This window comes from Catellatospora vulcania, from assembly GCF_009720385.1.
GTDB lineage: Bacteria > Actinomycetota > Actinomycetes > Mycobacteriales > Micromonosporaceae > Catellatospora > Catellatospora vulcania.
In genome coordinates this window covers 134685-151843 of sequence record NZ_ML769309.1, presented here as the reverse complement: position 1 = coordinate 151843, position 17159 = coordinate 134685, and the positions used below count along the sequence as shown (strand labels likewise).

Genomic DNA, 17159 nt, shown 5'->3' with positions numbered 1-17159 from the left:
GCTTCAGCTGAGCGGCGGCAGGTCCACGGAGAGCACCCGGGCGCGCACCTGGAAACCGGCGCTGTCGTACAGGTGGCGGGCGACGTTGCCGTCGGCGACTTCCAGCCCGATCCGGGGCAACCCGGCCGCGTGGGAGCCGTGCAGCGCATGGGCCAGCAGCACCCGCCCGAGCCCGAGTCCCTGCGCCTGCGGCGCGACGCCGAGGTTGAGGATCCAGGCGCAGTCGTCGTCGGTCCACGGCACGGGCCCCGCGACCAGCACATGTCCGGCGCTGCGCCCGTCGGCTCCGGCGACCCGAGCCGAGGCCTCGCCCAGCGGCGGCACCGGGTCGCCGTGTTCGAACATGGCCCTGATCTGCTTGGTGTCGCTGTCCTGCCACCGGCCGTCGGGGTGCTCGGGGCCGTACGCCGCGATGAGCCCTTCGGCCAGGTCGTCGTCCCACCCGCCGGGCCGCAGCGTCCAGCCCTCGGGCAACTGCGGAAGCGCCGGGAGTCCGGCCAGGTCGTGATGCATCTCCGTGGCGGCCCGCCGCAGCCGCAGACCGCTGTCGACCAGCGTACGGGCGAGCGCGTCGTCGGGCGTGGTCAGCCGGCGTCCCGCGAGGTCGCGGCGGGCCTGCGCGGCGACCTGGTCGAGGCTAGCGCCGGGCAGGGGCAGCACGCGCTCCGCCAGCAGGGTTCCCTCGTCCTCGCGCAGCCGCAGCCGGGCGAGCGGGGTGCCGTCCTCGGCGTGCAGCGTGGTGACGGAGTCGGCGTTCTCGGAGCTTAGCGGCATCCCGGAACCCTAGCGGGCTGATCTTCGGCGACGCGAACCGTTTGGCCGGAGCGGTGATCAGATCCGGCCTCCCGGCGCGGCCAGCCAGGCCCGTACCGCGTCGAAGGCGTTCGGGCCGTTGTCGGCGGTGACGTCGCGGGCCAGGTCGGCGATGGTGGTCGCGCGCAGGGCCGCCCGCCAGGCCTGGTCGGCGGCGCCCATGGCGCGGGCGATGGGGCACGGCTTTAGGCAGGCCTCCGCCGGGGTGGCGAGCGGCCCGCGCTGGCGGATCTCGGTGCACACGAAGGCGGGCTGTGCGCCGTCGACGGCTTCGACGACGTCGAGCAGGCAGATGTCCTCGGGTGCCCTGGTGAGGACATATCCGCCCGATTTGCCCTGCACGGAGCGCACCAGACCGGCCCGCGACAGGTCCTGGAGCTGCTTGGCTAGGTAGGTGCCGGAGACGTCGTGCAGCTCGGCCAGCCGGGTCGCGGGCACCGGCCGGTCCGCGACGGTGAGCACTACGCAGCAGTGCAGGGCCCACTCGACGCCTGAGGACATTTTCACAGTTCCCAGTGTACGCATGACTCGGACACATTCTGTCCGGGTAGAGTCTCGGACAAGAAACATCCGAGTTTGCGGAACGGAGTAGCACCATGAAGATCGTCATCATCGGCGGCACCGGCCTCATCGGCAGCAACGTCGCGCAGCGGCTGCGCGCTGACGGCCACGACGTGCTGGCGGCCTCGCCCAGCAGCGGCGTCAACACCATCACGGGCGAGGGCCTGGACGATGCGCTCAAGGGCGCGGACGTCGTCGTCGACGTCGCCAACTCGCCGAACTTCGCGGACGACGCCGTCATGGAGTTCTTCACCACGGCCGGGCGCAACCTGCTGGCCGCGGAGAAGAAGGCCGGCGTCGGGCACCACGTGGCGCTGTCGATCGTCGGCTGCGACCGCATCCCCGACAGCGGCTACATGCGCGCCAAGGTCGCCCAGGAGGAGCTGATCAAAGCCGCCGGCGTGCCGTACACCATCGTGCGGGCGACCCAGTTCTTCGAGTTCACCAGCGCGATCGGGCACGGCGGCAGCCGTGGCGAGGCGATCCACCTGCCGCCGGCGATGATGCAGCCGATCGCCGCCGACGACGTGTCCGCCTTCGTGACCGAGGCCGCCGAGGCCGCCCCGGTCAACGGCCACTACGACATCGCCGGCCCGGAGAAGATCGGCCAGGACGACCTGGTGCGTCGGCTGCTCGCCGCCGAGGGCGACGCCCGCCAGGTGGTCACCGACCCCGAGGCCACCTACTTCGGCGCGTCGGTGACCGACGACTCGCTGGTGCCGCTCGGCGAGGCGCACCTGGCCAAGACCGATTTCGCGGAGTGGCTCTCCACCCACAAGACCGCCTGATCGGCTCTTACGCCGTGCGTACGCCGGTCCACCGGGCGTACGCACGGCGTCTCACACAGCACATCGCAAGGAGCTGACACCGTCATGCCATCCGACCTCTCCTTCGCCGACCGCGTCGTCATCGTCACCGGCGCGGGCTCGGGCATCGGGCGCGCCACGGCGCTGATGTTCGCCGAGCACGGCGCGCACGTCCTGGGCGTGGGCCGCCGCGCGCAGGCCCTCGAGGACACCGCCCGGCAGCATCCGGCGGTCGTCCCGCTGGCGATCGACGTCCGCGCGCCGCACGCCGCCGACACCGTCGCGGCAGCCGCCGCCGACCGCTGGGGGCGGATCGACGTGCTGGTCAACAACGCGGGCATCACCGCGCTGATGCCGCTGGCCGAAGCCACCGCCGAGCGCATCACCGACCTGTTCGACGTCAACGTCACCGCGCCCAGCCTGCTGGCCCGCGCCGCGCTGCCGCACCTGCGGGAGGCCCGCGGTTCGATCGTCAACGTCTCCAGCACCTACGGCCGGCGGCCGCTGCCCGGCGCGTCCCACTACGCCGCGTCGAAGGCCGCCGTCGAGCAGCTCACCCGTAGCTGGGCGCTGGAGCTGGCCGCCGCGGGCGTACGCGTCAACGCGGTCGCGCCCGGACCCACCGAGAGCGAGGCGCTCGGCGCGGCCGGGCTGTCCGCCGAGCTGCTCGCCCAGATCAAGCAGCAGGAGGCCGAACGCATCCCGCTCGGCCGGCGCGGCGAACCCCACGAGGTCGCCACCTGGATCCTGCGGCTGGCCGACCCCGACGCGGTCTGGCTCACCGGACAGATCCTGGCCGTAGACGGCGGCCTGGAACTCATCTGAGGGGGAATCATGGCTGGCGACGACTACGCACCGGGACGCTGCGGGCTGCTGCTGATCGACACCGTCAACGAGGTGTTCGATCCGAAGGGCAAGGGCCATCCGCTGTACCGGGACGAGTTCGCCCGGATCGGCACGTTCGACAACCTGCGCCGGCTGCTGGCCGGTGCCCGGGAACGCGGCGTGCCGGTGTTCTTCTCCGGGATGTCGTACACCGACGAGGAGTACACCCGCTGGGGCCGGCTCACCGGGATCCACCGCGAGATGTTCGACAACCGGCTCTTCGAGGCCGGGAGCTGGGCGGCCGAGTTCCACCCCGAGCTGTCGCCGGGCCCTGGTGAGGTCGCGCTCGCGCCGCACAAGAACATCGACGTGTTCGCCAGCACCGACCTCGACGCGCAGCTGCGCCACCACGGCGTGGAGTTCTTCGCCGTCGCCGGGATGATCGGCACCATGTGTGTCGAGTCGACGGCGCGCGGCGCGATGGAACGCGGCTACCACGTGACGACCATTCCGGATGCCACCGCGTCCGATGCGGGCCCGGCCGCGTACGACGCGATGGTGGCGCGTTATCCGCTGTTCTCGCACGCGTGCCTGCCGGTCGACGAATACCTGCGGGCACTCGACGACGCCCGCCGTTGATACGGTGCGTGCCGCAGCGCGGCGCGAGCGGGCCGCGCGCCTGACGGCGGAGGCGGCACCTGGGCGAAGGCACGACCACACTGGACACGGTCCTGGCCGGTGAGCCGTCGGCCGAGGCCTGGGCCGAGGCCGTGCCACTGCTCGAACGCGCGTCTGCTGACGAGCTGGCCGCCGTAGCTCCGCGGTTGCTGGACTGGCCCGCACGGTGCAGGCCGATGCCCGACGGCTGGTGGGACGAGCAGCGCGCCGGGCAGCACCGGTCGTGGCACCGGCTGGCGGCCTGGCGCGAACTCGGCGACCTCGACGACGTGCAGAGCGGCGGCACCCCGCGCTCGCCGGGCGAGGACGACTTCGCCAACTTCGGCGAGGGGGCCGTCGCGGTGGCGTGCCCGCCGGACCCGGCCTGGCTGGTGCTGTGCGCGGCGGCCGAGTGGCATCACAGCGGCGGCGACATCGCGGTGTGGGGCACCGGCCCGGACGTCGCCGGACGCCTGCTGCTCGACGGCCGCGACTTCCACGACGAAGCGCTGGACGTGCAGGTCAGCCCGGACGGTTCGGTCGCGGTCGCCTCGGTGGAGGGCCGCCTGCACGCCTGGCGTACGCCCGGCGGCGACGCGCTGTGGCAGCTGGACCTGGGCCCGGTGGCCGAATCCGTCGACACCTTCGACATGCCCCGGATGACGCCCCGGATCGGGTTCAGCGGGGACGGGCGCCTCGTCGCGGCCGGATCAGTGGCCCGCGGGCTGCGGGTGATCGACGCCGGGACCGGCGACATCATCGTCGAGCTGCCGGTCGCCACCTGCGGCCCGGTGGCGCTCGACCACGCTGGCCGGTTGCTGGCCCACGGGGGCGAGGCGGGCGGGATCGTCGTACGCGACGCCGACACGGGAACGGTCAGGTGTCACCACGACACCGGGCTGTCGACCGTGAACGCGCTGGCGTTCGCACCGGACGGCAGCGGGCTGCTGGTCGCGGGCGGCGCACCGGAGGCCCCGGCCGCCGTGCTGCTCACGCTCGACGCGGACCGGGTCGCGTACACCCGTCTGGTCCTTGCCGAGGGCCTGCCGCCGGACATCTCCGCCCAGTCGCCGCTGGCCGCGGTGGCCACGCGCTGCGTGTGGGGTGAGCACGGGCCGCTGGTGCTGGCCGTCGACGACGGCGGCGCGGTGCTGTTCGACGCGGCCGGCCGCCTGCTGTGGACCGGGCACGAAGGGACCGTCGGCGGCTTCTCCCCCGCCGGGGACGTCCTGGCCGTGGTCGGCGAGACCATCGGCACGGTGTTCATCGAAGGGCTGCGGGCGACGGGCCCTGATGTCGTGGGCGCACGTCCTTAGCCCCGGCAGACACGGCGCGGGCCACGGTCCGGGGGGATCGGCGGCGGACCGCCGACCATCCCGTACCGTGGCCCTCCCGGCGAACGGCGCGACACCGTCACGCCCGGGTCACCGGCCGATCGTCAGTCCTTCTTCTTCCAGACGAAGAACTGGATGGTGCTGGTGTTGTTGTCGAGGTTCGGGTCCGGGGTCGTGCTCGACACCGTGGCGGTGTTGGTGAGCTCGCCCTCAGCGCGCACCTTCAGCTTGAGCGGGAACTCGAGCGTGCCGCCCGCCGCCAGGCTGTCGGCGGTGCAGGTCACGACGTGGTCCTGCCCCGAGTCGTAGGTGCAGGCCGACGGCAGCGACTCCACCGTGACCTTGTCCGGGCGCAGCGGCAGCGTGTCCAGCACGGTGATGTTCTGCGCCTCGGACGGGCCGAGGTTGCGCACGGTCACCGTCAGCAGTACGACGGTGCCCTTGTCCTTGTTCTTGTCACCGGACGCGAGCGCGTTCTGCTCCTGCCAGACCTGCGTCGCCACGGCCTCGATCGCGAGGTCCGCGGAGGCCTCGACCGTGGTCGTCGCGGTGGCCGTGTCGTTGTCGCCGTTCGGGTCCGGGGTCGCCGAGGACACCGTCACCGAGTTGGTGAGGATCGTGCCGTCCGGCACGTCCCCGCCGACCGTCACCGTGAGCACGACCTCCCGGTCCTGGCCCTGCGGCAGGGTGCCGAGCGCGCAGACGACCTCGCCGGGCTCCGCCGCGGTGCACACGGCGTCGCCGCTGCTGTCCACGAACGTCGTGCCGTCCGGCAGGGTGTCGGTCAGCACGACCTCCTGCGCGTCCGACGGGCCGTCGTTGGCGGCGGTGATGGTGTACTTCAGCTGGCCGCCGGCCGTCACCGGGTCCGGCGAGTCCTCCTTGGTGACCGACAGGTCCGCCGACGCGGCGACGACGGTGCGTACGCTCTCGCGGACGTCGTCGTTGTCCGGGTCGGCGGTGGCGCCGGACACGATGGCCTCGTTGAACAGGATCGTGCCGGGCACCAGGTCCGCGGCCACGTCGCCGACCACGGTGATGGTCGCGCTCGCGCCGCTGGCGAGGTTGCCCAGGCCGCATTCGAGCTTGCCGCCGTCGGGCTGCCCGTTGGTGCACGAGCCGACCGAGGCGGTCACCGAGTCGAAGGTGACCCCGACGGGCATGGTGTCGCGTACGGTCACGTCGCGGGCCGTCGACGGGCCGTTGTTGGTCACCGTGATGACGTAGGTGAGCTCGGTGCCCGCGTCGACGGTCTCCGGGCCGGTCTTGTCCAGGCTCAGGTCCGCCGAGCCGACGAAGTCGACGCGGCCGGTGGCCTTGTTGTTGCTCTTGTCCGGGTCGGCCGTGGTGGCGCGCACCGTCGCGACGTCGTTGATCTGGGTCACGTCGGCGGCGGTCACGACGACTCGTACGACGCCCCGCGTGCCGGCCGCGATCGTCCCCAGGGTGCAGTCGAGGGTGACGTCGCGGGTCGACTCGGTGGAGGTCGGCGTGCAGGTCCCCGGGCTCACCCGCACCCGGGACACCGCGAACGGCGCCGCGGAGGTGAGCACGTCGCGCAGAACCACGCCGGTGGCGTCGGACGGGCCGAGGTTGTCGACGTAGATGTCGCAGTAGCCCTCACCGCCGGCGGGGGCGGGCTCGTCGGGCTTGCACACCTTGGTCAGCGAGAGGTCGGCGGCGGTCTGCACCACGGTCGTGGTGGTGACGCTGCTGGGCGTCTCGTCGCCGCGACCGGTGACGGTGGCCGTGTTGGTGAGCGTGAGGCCGGCGAAGTTCGCCGGCACGCCGGCCTGGATCACGATCGGCACCGACTGGCCGGGGTTGACCTGGCCCAGGTTGCAGGTGACCGTTCCGCTCGCCTCGGTGCACTGCGGCGAGGAGGCCAGGTACGTCACGCCCGTGGGCAGGACGTCGGTGACGACGACCGCGCCGGCGAGGGTGTCGCCGGTGTTGGTCACGGTGACCGTGTAGGTGACCTCCTCGCCCGCGAGGACCGGGTTCGGCTCCCCCACCTTGGTGATGGTGAGGTTGGCCACGAGCGCCTGGTTGGACAGCGCCCGGCCGACGGCGCGGAAGCCCGCGCCCTTGCTGATGGTGTTCGCCGCGTGCGGCAGGCTGCGTACCGGCACGGACCGGTCCACTCCGGCCTGCGATTTCGCGACCGCGGGGCCGGACGGGCCGGCCGCCGCGGCCGCCGGCGCGGCCACCGCGAGTCCGCCGGCCATGGCCAGCGCGATCTGCGCGGTGAGAAGACGTCTACGAGACAACGGTGTCCCCCTGTCCTGGTTGATCTGGGTGCGTCACCCAATTCATCAACGCGCCAGGGTTACTTTGCGTAAGGGCTTGACTACTTTAAGAAGTGGGTCCCTCAGCCGGCGGTCGTTCCTTCTGCCCCGCTTCGAGCAGCTCGATCATCTCCGCGATGCGCGCCGGACGCTGCTCCGGGCGGCGTTTGGTGGCCTCGATCCAGCGCAGGTAAGCCTTGCGGTAGAACTGGGCCAGCGAGTCGAAGAACGCCCCCGCCCGTGGATGGGCGTCGAGTGCCGCGGCCACGTCCTCGGCCAGGTCCGCGCGCTGCGGACCCTCGGCCACCAGCTCGACCGGCACGCTCGTGCCGAGGTCGACTCCGCAGTCGCGCAGCCACGCCGGGCCGAGCGTGAAGCCGAAGCCGTCGCCGACCGCCTCGACGACACCCCGCACCCGCAGGCCGCCGACCGTGCCGGCCACGTGGTGGCGCGGCTTGGGACCCCAGACCGTGTCCGGGTCGAACGGCACGGGGACCACGATCCCGCCCCGGGCGGCGGCGGCGAGCACGGCCTCGAAACGAACTGGTTCCACAGCATCCGATCCTCGCACCCGCCACGGCGGACACGGAGCAGGCCCCGGACGACGTCGTCCGGGGCCTGCTGCACGCTGTTGCGGTCAGACCGTGCCGCGGCCGCGCACGCCGGCGATCAGCGCCACGCCGAGGGCAGCCAGGCCGACCTGGAAGACGAGTTCGATCCAGTCGATGCCGTCGGTGACGGCGACGCCGACGGCCTGCGCGATCGCGGTGCCGATGAGGGCCGCGACGATGCCGACCAGGATGGTCAGCCAGATGGGCAGGCTCTGACGGCCGGGCACGACCAGGCGTCCGAGCGCGCCGATGACGAGTCCGACGATGATGGCCGAGATGATACCGGCGACGGTCATGGTGTGCTCCTTAATGCGTGAGTCGGGGTTGCTCCGCGACGCTTGGCTGCCCGTATCCGCGCCGCGCCAAACCTCGCCGCGCTCAGCGCACACGGGGGCGCCGAGGTTCGCCAACCCGGCCCGCGGCCATGCCGATTCCTTCAGGATGGACAGTGGCGCCACGGGGGTGGATCGCAGCGGAGGAAGGGACGAACACGATGGCGGAGCACACGAGCAGCGGCGGTTCGGCCGCCCGGGGGCATGACCATGCGGACCTGGCGGGCGACATCGACACGATGACCGTCAACCAGCTGCGCGGCTGGCTCAAGGACCACGGCGTGACCGGGACCTCGGGTATGCGCAAGGAGGACCTGGTCAAGGCCGCGGTCAAGACCATGCGCTCCGACCAGGGCACGGCCTCGCCGAACATCGCGACCGGCAAGAAGAGCACCGGCCCGACGAAGAGCACGTCGAGCAGCGCGACGACGCACAAGACGGCTGGGAGCACGTCGAGCAGCGCGACCACCCACAAGACGGCTGGGAGCACGTCGACCGGCACGGCCGCCCACAAGACCTCCGGGAGCGCCACCGGTAGGAAGACCGACCACGCCACGGCGGGCCCCCGTGCCGAGGCCGGTTCCGGCCGGGCCGCCGAGACGGCCTGGGAGAGCGGCAACGACGACGTGATCGACCTGCTGCTGTCCCACCACGAGCAGATCAAGCAGCTGTTCGGGCAGGTCGGCCGGGCGCACGGCGAGCAGAAGCAGGCGGCCTGGCAGCAGCTGAAGAGCCTCCTGGTGCTCCATGAGAGCATCGAGCAGCAGCTGGTACACCCGCTGGCCGCCCGGCGGGTGCCCGACGGCGAGGACGTGATCGAGTCGCGGCTCCAGGAGGAGCAGCAGGCCACCGAGGACCTGACCCGGCTGTACGAGATGGGCATCGACCACCCGCAGTTCGACGACGGCCTGATCGAGCTGCGCGACGCCGTCGTCGAGCACGCCGAGCTGGAGGAGGACGAGGAGTTCGGCTACCTGCGCGAGAACGTGCCGGCCGAGCAGCTGATCGCCCTCGCCACCGCGGCCCGCGCCGCCGAACGGATCGCGAACCGCCCGCACGCGGACATGCCCGCGTCGGGTCCGCAGAACGGCTCCCCGGCGGCCATCGCCGACCGGATCCGGGGCGCGCTGCGCGACTCCTTGAAGTGAACCGGTGCAGCCGCAGCGCCCGCCGTGCACCTGACCGGCGGGCGCCGCGGCGTACCCGGACGGGCTACGGCGACCGCCGGGTGCCGGGCCTCAGCCTGCGGGCCAGGTAGCGCGCGGTGTGCCCGTCGGCCGCGGCGACCTGCTCCGGGGTGCCTGCCGCGACGATCCGGCCACCCGCGTCGCCGCCGCCCGGCCCCAGGTCGACGACCCAGTCGGCGGTCGCGACCACGCCCATGTCGTGCTCGACGACCACCACGGTGTTCCCCGCGTCGACCAGGTCCTGCAGCTGGCCCATCAGCAGCTCGACGTCGGCCGGGTGCAGGCCGGTGGTCGGCTCGTCCAGCAGGTACAGGGTGTGCCCGCGGTGGGCGCGCTGCAGCTCGGTGGCGAGTTTGATGCGCTGCGCCTCCCCGCCGGACAGTTCGGTGGCGGGCTGGCCGAGCCGCAGGTAGCCGAGGCCGACCTCGTGCAGGGTGCCCAGGCTGCGGGCGGCCGCGGGCACGTCGGCCAGGAAGCGCCCGGCCTGCTCGACGGTCATCGCCAGCACGTCGGCGATGGTCGCGCCGCGGTAGGTGATCTCCAGCGTCTCCGGGTCGTAGCGCGCGCCGTGGCAGTCGGGGCAGGTCGCGTAGGTGCCCGGCAGGAAGATCAGCTCCACGGTGACGAAACCTTCGCCCTGACACGTCGGGCAGCGCCCGGCGGGCACGTTGAACGAGAACCGTCCGGGGTCGTAGCCGCGGGCGCGGGCCTGTTCGGTGTTCGCGAAGACCTTGCGTACGGCGTCGAACATGCCGGTGTAGGTGGCGAGGTTCGAGCGGGGGGTGCGGCCGATCGGCTTCTGGTCCACGCGTACCAGCCGGTCGAAGTGCTCCAGGCCGCGCACGTCGGCGGCGAGCACGTCGGAGTCGTCGACCGGGGCGAGGCCGAACTCCCCCTCGGCGGTGTCGTCGGGTTCGGCTGCCGCGACGCCGAGATGGCGGGCGACGACCTCGGCCACCACCTGTGTCACCAGCGTCGACTTCCCGGACCCGGACACCCCGGTCACCGCGGTGAGCGTCCCCAGCGGCAGGTCGGCGTCCAGGTCGCGCAGGTTGTGCCGGTTGACGCCGCGCAGCCGCAGCCAGCCCGTGGGCTGCCGCGGTGCGCGCGGTCGCGGGCGGGCGCGGCCGGGGAACAGGTACGGGCGGGTGGCCGAGTCCGCCGCGTCGCGCAGCCCGGCGACCGGTCCGCTGTAGACGATCCGTCCGCCGGCCTCGCCCGCGCCGGGGCCGACGTCGACGAGCCAGTCCGCGCGGCGCACCACGTCCATGTCGTGCTCCACGACGAAGACCGAGTTGCCGGCGGCGCGCAGGTGGTCGAGTACCTGCAGGAGCGGCTCGGCGTCGGCGGGGTGCAGCCCGGCGGACGGCTCGTCGAGCACGTACACGACGCCGAACAGTCCCGAACGGAGCTGGGTGGCGATCCGCAGCCGCTGCGCCTCGCCCGGCGACAGCGTCGGCGCGGGCCGGTTGAGCTGCAGGTAGCCGAGCCCCAGGTCGACCAGTACGCCGATCCGCTCGGTCAGGTCCGCGGCGAGCGTGCGCGCGACCTCGGTGCGCTCCCCCGACAGCGACGACTCCCACGCCGGCTCCGGATCGACCATGGTCGCGGTGGGCCGCAGCACCTCGGCCAGCGCCGACAGCGGCAGCGCGACGAGGTCGGCGATGGTGCGCCCGGCGAAGGTGACGGCCAGCGCCTCCGGCCGCAGCCCGGTCCCGTCGCAGGTGGGGCACGCTCCGATCGTCACGAAGCGCAGGGCGCGTTCGCGGTTGCGCTCGCTCTTGGAGTTGGCCAGCGTATGCATGATGTGCGTCCGGGCGCTCCAGAACCGGCCGTTGTACACGGCCTCGCCCCGGTCCCGGTGCGGGTGCACCTCGACCACCGGCTGCTCGTCGGTGTAGAGGATCCAGTCCCGCTGCGACTTCGGCAGCCGGTGCCAGGGCCGGTCCACGTCGACGCCGAGCGCGACGAGGATGTCGCGCAGGTTGACGCTCTGCCACGCGCCGGGCCAGGCCGCGACCGCGCCCTCGCGGATGCTCAGCTTCGGGTCGGGCACCATGAGCCGCTCGGAGACCACGTGGGTGCGGCCCAGGCCGTGGCAGGTCGGGCACGCGCCCGCGGCGGTGTTCGGGGAGAACGCCTCGGCCTCCAGCCGCTGCTCGGTGCCGGCCGGGTAGGTGCCGGCGCGCGACAGCAGCAGCCGCAGCAGGTTCGACAGCGTGGTCAGGGTCCCGACGGTCGAACGGGCGCCGCCCGAGCCGCGGCGCTGCTGCAACGCGACCGCCGGGGGCAGCCCGGTGATCTCCTTGAGCTGCGGCGCGGGCAGCTGGTTCAGCAGCCGGCGGGCGTACGGCGCGACGGACTCGAAGTAGCGCCGCTGGGCCTCGGCGTAGATGGTGGCGAACGCCAGCGAGGACTTGCCCGAACCGGAGATGCCGGTGAACGCGACCAGCGCGTCGCGCGGCAGGTCCACGTCGACGTCGCGCAGATTGTGCACCCGAGCGCCACGGACCCGGACGTACGGATCGTGTGCCGGCGACCGCGTCCTGGTCACCTGATGAGCGTACCGACAACCAGGCCTCGATCATCGGAGTTGCCAGGCACCTGTGCGTATCTTGTGCCCGCATACGCCCAGGTGCCTGGCAAGTCTGCCGATCTTGCGCGCGACCGCGGGGCGTCAGCCCTGGCGGGTCTTCTGGCGGGGGTCGGCTTTGTTGATAACGAAGACCGCGCCGTGGCGGCGGACCACGATCGAGTTCGGCCGGTTCTTGAGACTGCGAAGCGAGCTTCGGACCTTCATGTTGCACCTGCCCTTTCTCTCTGCGCCATCGACAACCACCACGGTTCGGCGCGCATTCCCGCAGGTCAGCGCGATCAACTGCAGGCCGGTCTGACAAACCCGGCAAAACGGCATGTTCGGGCGGACAGACGCGCGATGATCAGGCTGAGCAGATACCACCGACCGAGGGAGCATCATGAGCACGTCGTCCACGGCGGGAGCCGGCGGCTTCGCCGGACAGCCGGTGCCCGTACAGCCCGTCGACCCCAGCCGGGCGATGGTCTCCGTGGCCACCTACCCGGAGTACGTCGACGCGCAACGCGCGGTGGACTTCCTGTCCGACAACAAATTCCCCGTCGAGCACACCGCTATCGTCGGCACCAACCTGCGCATGGTCGAGCAGGTGCTCGGCCGCATGACGACCGGCAAGGCCACCCTGTACGGCGCCGCCGCCGGCGCCTGGTTCGGCCTGTTCATCGGCCTGCTGTTCGGCATCTTCGTGCCGACGAACTGGTTCGCCGTCGTGATCACCGCGGTGGTGATCGCCGCCATCTGGGGCGCGATCTTCGGCGCGATCGCGCACGCGATGACCCGCGGCAGGCGCGACTTCACGTCCAGCCGCTCGCTGCAGGCGGGCGAGTACGCCGTCAGCGTCACCGCCGAGAACGCCGAGCAGGCACGCCAGCTGCTCGCCCGGCTCGGCGCCCCGCCTGCCACCGCGGCACGCTGACCGCCTCCTGCCGTCGGTTCGGCCCGCCCCGGCAGGGCGCTCACGGCAAGGGCACGACTCCGCTCGCGGTGGCGTCCGGCCGGACGCCGTCGACGCTGGGCGGACGAGCGTGCACCCGGATGCCCGAGCCGTCGCGTTTCGCCTCGTACATGGCGATGTCCGCATCGCGGAGCAGGGCGTCGAACTGCTCGTCGGAGCCGACCGCGATGCCGATGCTCGCCCGTGCCGTCAGCCGGTGGCCGTCGATCATCACGGGCTCCGCCAGCGCGCCCAGGATGCGGCGGGCGGTGGCGACTGCTCCCTGCACGGTGGTCCCCGTCAGCAGCACCACGAACTCGTCGCCGCCGAGCCGGGCCACGGTGTCGGTCGGCCGGACGCAGCGGCGGAGCCGGTCGGCCACGACGACCAGCAGCTGGTCGCCCACCGAGTGGCCGAGCTCGTCGTTGACCGCCTTGAAGTCGTCGAGGTCGAGCAGCAGGACCGCCTCCTGGCGCAGCGGCTCGTGCTGGAGCTGCCGGGCCTTCTCGTTCAGCAGTGCCCGGTTCGGCAGCCCGGTGAGTTCATCGTGGGTGGCCTGGTGGCGCAGCAGGTCCTGCAGCGTCCTGGCCTCGGTCACGTCCCGGATGTTGATGATGACGCCCGACACGTCGGCCTCGTCGAGCCGGTTGGTGGCCAGGGCCTCGCCCCAGCGCGTCGCGCCGTCGACATGGTGCGCCTGAAGCTGCCGGCGCACGCTGCCCGTGGGGTCGGCGACCACGTCCGCCAGCAGCTTCTCGACGGCGGGCGCGTCATCCGGTCCCAGCAGGCTGGTCAGAGGCCGGCCCACCGCCCGCCGGGGTTCGACACCGAGCAGATCGCGCAGCGCGGGACTGGCATAACGGACCACACCGTCGGCGTCGACGAGCAGGGTCAGGTCGGAGGAGTGCTGGACCAGGGACCGGAAGCGCTTCTCCTGGTGGCGCAGGCGGTGCAGCAACTGCGCGTTGTCGGCGAAGGCCAAATTTTGCCGGCACATCACCAGCGTCACCACCGTCCCCGCGCCGACGACCATCCCCCAGCTGCGGAACGTGAGCCCTTCCCGCCATACCTCGGCCACGAGCAGGACCTGGGTCGCGGCGACGGCGACGTAGGGCAGGCGGCTGTGGGCCGGTCGCCGCCGCCTGGTCAGGCCGCTGGGCTTGGCCGCCATCTGCAGGCACTGCACCCGGGCGGCGGCGGCGAACAGCAGGGCCGCCGCCAGTTGCGCGGCGTTCAGCAGCCGGGCATCGGACGCGTGCATGTTGAGCAGGTGAAGCACCGACCACGACCCGATCACCACCCCCGCCGCCAGCGCCACTCCGGCCCCGGGCGTGAACGGAGCGCTGCCGCTGATCAGCAGCTTCACCGCCCCGAACACCGCGAGCAGAGCCATGACGCTGGCGAGCACCGTGACGTAGAGCCGGGCGGTGTGCGGCGGCGCGGAGCCTCCCGGCACGCACAGATGCCAGGCCAGCATGGCGAACGCGACCATGATCGCGGCCACGTCCAACCGCAGGCGCGCCCGCGCCCGGCAGGCCATGGTGTCGAGGGGGAAGGCGTACATCGCCCAACCCAGGATCGCCACGCCCACGGCGACGAGCAGTGTCCACACGATGACCGCGTTCTCGTCCTGCGGCGGGCGGCGGAAGCCGCCGACGAGGGTGACCAGGTTGCCCGCCGCGAAGACGAGTCCGGCGACGGCGATGCAGCGCCAGAACCGGCGGACTGCCGGGGCTGTCCGTGGCTGCGCTCCGACCTGCCGGCACAGCCAGGCAAAAAACGCCCACACCGCCACTTGCACGGCGTCGACCACACCCGTGGGCACGGGTGCCAGCAGCAGCGCGGCCAACGACACGAACGCCACTGCCGCGAGCGCGCCGAGGACGGGGTCGAGCAAACGACCCCCGTGCCGCTGCGGCACGGATCCGTTCATCCGCAGCCCCCCATCGCCGCGTGCGCGCACGCGAGTCCGGCTGATGACGGGTCACGGCCGTGGCCGGCCGCACCCACCCGCCTGCTCCGGCGGCCGAAGTGTGCCAGCCCTCTACGCTACGCGGCCGTGCGTGCCCGGTCAGACGCCTGCGGGAACGCCTTCGGCGCGCTCGCCGCCGTCTTCCGCGAGGGCGGGCCGCGGCTCAGTCGTCGCTGTGCCGCCGCGTCGACCAGCGGTTGAGGACCAGGGCCCCGACCAGGGCGAGCACCACGCCCGCGTCCACGGCGAGTTCCACCAGCCGGATCCGCACCTCGGCCTCCGTATGCACGGCGGACAACCGCACCACCAGCGACAGGATGTGCCGCACCACCGCGATGACCGCGACGAGCAGGAACGGCTCCAGCATGAACCTCGCCCCGCGCAGGCTGGCCAGCACCGTCACGAAGATCTCCATGATGATGAGCACGAGCAGCAGTTCCTCGATGACGAGGAGCAGCCGCTCGGTCACCGCGAGGTCCCCGCGGAGCGCCTCGGCCACCGTCAGCACCAGCACCACGGCGCCGACGAGCAGCAGCACCAATGCGGTCCCGTACAGCAGCACCCACTCGATCCGGGAGAGCAGCCGCAGCGCGGGGTTGTCGGCCCGCTCCGCGTCGCCGGTGTCGACCAGGGTCTTGGCGAGCTTTGACGGCGAGGACTGGTCCGGCGCATCCGCTTTATCCGCTACCGGATGGTTATCTCCCGCTTCGGACACCTTCTCAGGATATGCCTCAGAAGAGTCTGCCTGCCTTGACCTCGGCCGGTTCCTCCAGTTCGAGCAGGAACTGTTTGCGTTCCAGCCCGCCGGCGAACCCGGTGAGACTGCCGTCGCTGCCGACGACCCGGTGACACGGCACGATGACCGAGACCGGATTGCGGCCCACGGCCTGCCCCACCCGCTGGGCCAGCGACGGGTTGCCCAGCTGTGCCGCGAGCGCCCCGTAGGTGGTGGTCACGCCGTGCGGGATCTCGCGCAGCAGCGCCCACACCCGCTGCTGGAAGTCGTCCCCGTGCAGCGCGACCGGCACGTCGAACGAGGTGCGCCGCCCGGCCAGGTACTCGGCCAGTTCGTCGGCCGCCCTGGTGAACAGCGGGTCACCGGCCGCGTCGACGTAGGGCCCGACGGCCTCCGGCTTCGGCGGATACCAGTGGCCGGGGAAGTACAGCCCGATCAGCTCGTCGCCGTCTGCGACGAACGTCAGCTCGCCGAGCCCGGTCTCGATCCGGGTGTGCCGCGCGGTCATGACCCTGCCCCCTGCCCCGTCGCCTCAGCCGATCATTTCACCGGCGTACGGCAACGGTCTCGCAGGATTGCGACACCTTCCCCGCTCAGCTCGTCGCAGTATGTCTCCCGCCCGGTCATCGCCATCACCAGTGCCAGCGTCGGGCCGGACACCAGCGCACCGGAACCGGTGGCGAACGGACCGTCGACGGCGGCCAGCCGCAGCCCGCCGATCCGGCCCTGCGCCAGCACGACCATGTCGGTGCCCTGGTAGTACTCGGCCAACCCGGTGAGCGCGCCGATCGGGTACTCCCGGCGGATGCCCAGCGGCCGCCTGATGTCCTCGCCGTGCACGATCACCTCCCCGAGCACCGCCTCGACGGGGATCGGCGCCTTGACGGTGCTCGTCACGACACCGCGGAACCGGGCCAGCGTCTCGGCGGCGTCGGCGCCCAGCTGCTCGGCCAGGCGCATCGCCACCATCCTGTCGAAGTCGAACCGCCAGCGGATCACACCGGCCATCCAGCGCACCGGGTTCAGGCTCGCCCCGGCGGTCAGGTGCGCCAGCACCTCGCGCACCGACAGCCCCGCGCACAACGACGGCGTCGTCCACCAGCCCTCGCCGAGTGCCGCGAGGTCGTCGGCCAGCGCCGCCCGCTCGGCGTGGATCAGCTCCCAGGTCGTCGCCGCGGTGCGGGTGCGCTGCTGGTCTCGGGACGGGGTCATCGGGGTCCTCCTGCGGTCGTCGGCGAATTCCGGTCGAGGATGAGACTCCCGGCGGGACCCGCAATCGTCGCCTCCGCGCCGGATTCCCGCAACGTGTCCGCAGGCACCGGCCGAGAAAACGCTCTCACGAACGCTTGACGCCCGAACCTGCTCAGTGGGCGGCCACAGCAGGCGATGACCCGCCTCATCCAGGCGTTCAACCGGGTCGAGCACCGCTGAGAACCCGCCGTGGGGGGGGGGGGGGGGGGGCCGCCCCCCCCCCCGGCGGCCACGCCCCCCCGCCCCCGCCGGCCCCGGG

At 72.5% G+C, this 17159-nt stretch carries 17 protein-coding genes; 6 read left to right on the top strand and 11 right to left on the bottom strand.

The window, feature by feature from the left end:
- Positions 1-3: 3 nt before the first annotated feature.
- Both F6W97_RS17590 and F6W97_RS17585 read right to left on the bottom strand, forming a co-directional pair.
- The gene (locus F6W97_RS17590) at positions 4-774 is read right to left on the bottom strand and encodes a GNAT family N-acetyltransferase (protein WP_155371433.1); all 771 of its coding nucleotides are present in this window, start codon (positions 772-774) and stop codon (positions 4-6) included.
- Between the two features lie 57 nt (positions 775-831).
- A complete protein-coding gene (locus F6W97_RS17585) occupies positions 832-1314 on the bottom strand; it encodes an RrF2 family transcriptional regulator (protein ID WP_155371470.1) in 483 nt (160 codons plus the stop codon).
- 95 nt (positions 1315-1409) lie between these two features.
- On the opposite strand from F6W97_RS17585, the gene F6W97_RS17580 reads away from it, so the two are divergent.
- From F6W97_RS17580 to F6W97_RS17565, 4 genes are all read left to right on the top strand, one after another.
- Positions 1410-2162, top strand: coding sequence for an SDR family oxidoreductase (locus tag F6W97_RS17580; protein ID WP_155371432.1), 753 nt, complete (start codon positions 1410-1412; stop codon positions 2160-2162).
- Positions 2163-2246: 84 nt separating this feature from the next.
- On the top strand, positions 2247-3005 hold the full coding sequence (locus tag F6W97_RS17575) for an SDR family NAD(P)-dependent oxidoreductase (protein ID WP_155371431.1): 759 nt from the start codon (positions 2247-2249) through the stop codon (positions 3003-3005).
- Between the two features lie 9 nt (positions 3006-3014).
- The gene (locus tag F6W97_RS17570; RefSeq protein WP_155371430.1) at positions 3015-3644 is read left to right on the top strand and encodes a cysteine hydrolase family protein; all 630 of its coding nucleotides are present in this window, start codon (positions 3015-3017) and stop codon (positions 3642-3644) included.
- Between the two features lie 215 nt (positions 3645-3859).
- Positions 3860-4978, top strand: a complete 1119-nt coding sequence (locus F6W97_RS17565) for a WD40 repeat domain-containing protein (RefSeq protein WP_155371429.1) — start codon at positions 3860-3862, stop codon at positions 4976-4978.
- 122 nt (positions 4979-5100) lie between these two features.
- Here F6W97_RS17565 and F6W97_RS17560 read toward each other — a convergent pair whose 3' ends face one another.
- The 3 genes from F6W97_RS17560 to F6W97_RS17550 all read right to left on the bottom strand — a co-directional run bounded on the left by F6W97_RS17560 (position 5101) and on the right by F6W97_RS17550 (position 8191).
- Positions 5101-7266, bottom strand: coding sequence for a COG1361 S-layer family protein (locus F6W97_RS17560; RefSeq protein WP_155371428.1), 2166 nt, complete (start codon positions 7264-7266; stop codon positions 5101-5103).
- Positions 7267-7351: 85 nt separating this feature from the next.
- On the bottom strand, positions 7352-7837 hold the full coding sequence (locus F6W97_RS17555; RefSeq protein ID WP_155371427.1) for a YdeI/OmpD-associated family protein: 486 nt from the start codon (positions 7835-7837) through the stop codon (positions 7352-7354).
- Between the two features lie 84 nt (positions 7838-7921).
- On the bottom strand, positions 7922-8191 hold the full coding sequence (locus tag F6W97_RS17550; RefSeq protein ID WP_155371426.1) for a GlsB/YeaQ/YmgE family stress response membrane protein: 270 nt from the start codon (positions 8189-8191) through the stop codon (positions 7922-7924).
- A gap of 197 nt (positions 8192-8388) precedes the next feature.
- On the opposite strand from F6W97_RS17550, the gene F6W97_RS40765 reads away from it, so the two are divergent.
- A complete protein-coding gene (locus F6W97_RS40765) occupies positions 8389-9375 on the top strand; it encodes a hemerythrin domain-containing protein (protein ID WP_230686762.1) in 987 nt (328 codons plus the stop codon).
- Between the two features lie 64 nt (positions 9376-9439).
- Here the strand turns inward: F6W97_RS40765 and uvrA are convergent, their stop codons facing one another.
- The gene (uvrA, locus tag F6W97_RS17540) at positions 9440-11968 is read right to left on the bottom strand and encodes an excinuclease ABC subunit UvrA (protein WP_155371425.1); all 2529 of its coding nucleotides are present in this window, start codon (positions 11966-11968) and stop codon (positions 9440-9442) included.
- A gap of 123 nt (positions 11969-12091) precedes the next feature.
- Positions 12092-12406 (bottom strand): ribosomal protein bL36, encoded by a 315-nt coding sequence (locus tag F6W97_RS41545; protein ID WP_407924584.1) that lies wholly within the window; start codon positions 12404-12406, stop codon positions 12092-12094.
- Between the two features lie 64 nt (positions 12407-12470).
- Between F6W97_RS41545 and F6W97_RS17530 the strand changes: the two genes are divergently transcribed.
- Complete coding sequence (locus tag F6W97_RS17530) at positions 12471-12923, top strand: general stress protein (protein WP_155371468.1); 453 nt, start codon at positions 12471-12473, stop codon at positions 12921-12923.
- Positions 12924-12963: 40 nt separating this feature from the next.
- Here the strand turns inward: F6W97_RS17530 and F6W97_RS17525 are convergent, their stop codons facing one another.
- The 4 genes from F6W97_RS17525 to F6W97_RS17510 form a co-directional block, all read right to left on the bottom strand.
- Positions 12964-14838, bottom strand: coding sequence for a GGDEF domain-containing protein (locus tag F6W97_RS17525; protein ID WP_155371424.1), 1875 nt, complete (start codon positions 14836-14838; stop codon positions 12964-12966).
- 238 nt (positions 14839-15076) lie between these two features.
- A complete protein-coding gene (locus F6W97_RS17520; RefSeq protein ID WP_155371423.1) occupies positions 15077-15628 on the bottom strand; it encodes a phosphate-starvation-inducible PsiE family protein in 552 nt (183 codons plus the stop codon).
- 16 nt (positions 15629-15644) lie between these two features.
- Positions 15645-16157 carry a methylated-DNA--[protein]-cysteine S-methyltransferase gene (locus F6W97_RS17515; protein ID WP_155371422.1) on the bottom strand — a complete coding sequence of 171 codons (513 nt, stop codon included), beginning with the start codon at positions 16155-16157 and terminating at the stop codon, positions 15645-15647.
- Between the two features lie 32 nt (positions 16158-16189).
- Positions 16190-16861 carry a maleylpyruvate isomerase family mycothiol-dependent enzyme gene (locus tag F6W97_RS17510; RefSeq protein WP_155371421.1) on the bottom strand — a complete coding sequence of 224 codons (672 nt, stop codon included), beginning with the start codon at positions 16859-16861 and terminating at the stop codon, positions 16190-16192.
- Positions 16862-17159 lie beyond the last annotated feature (298 nt).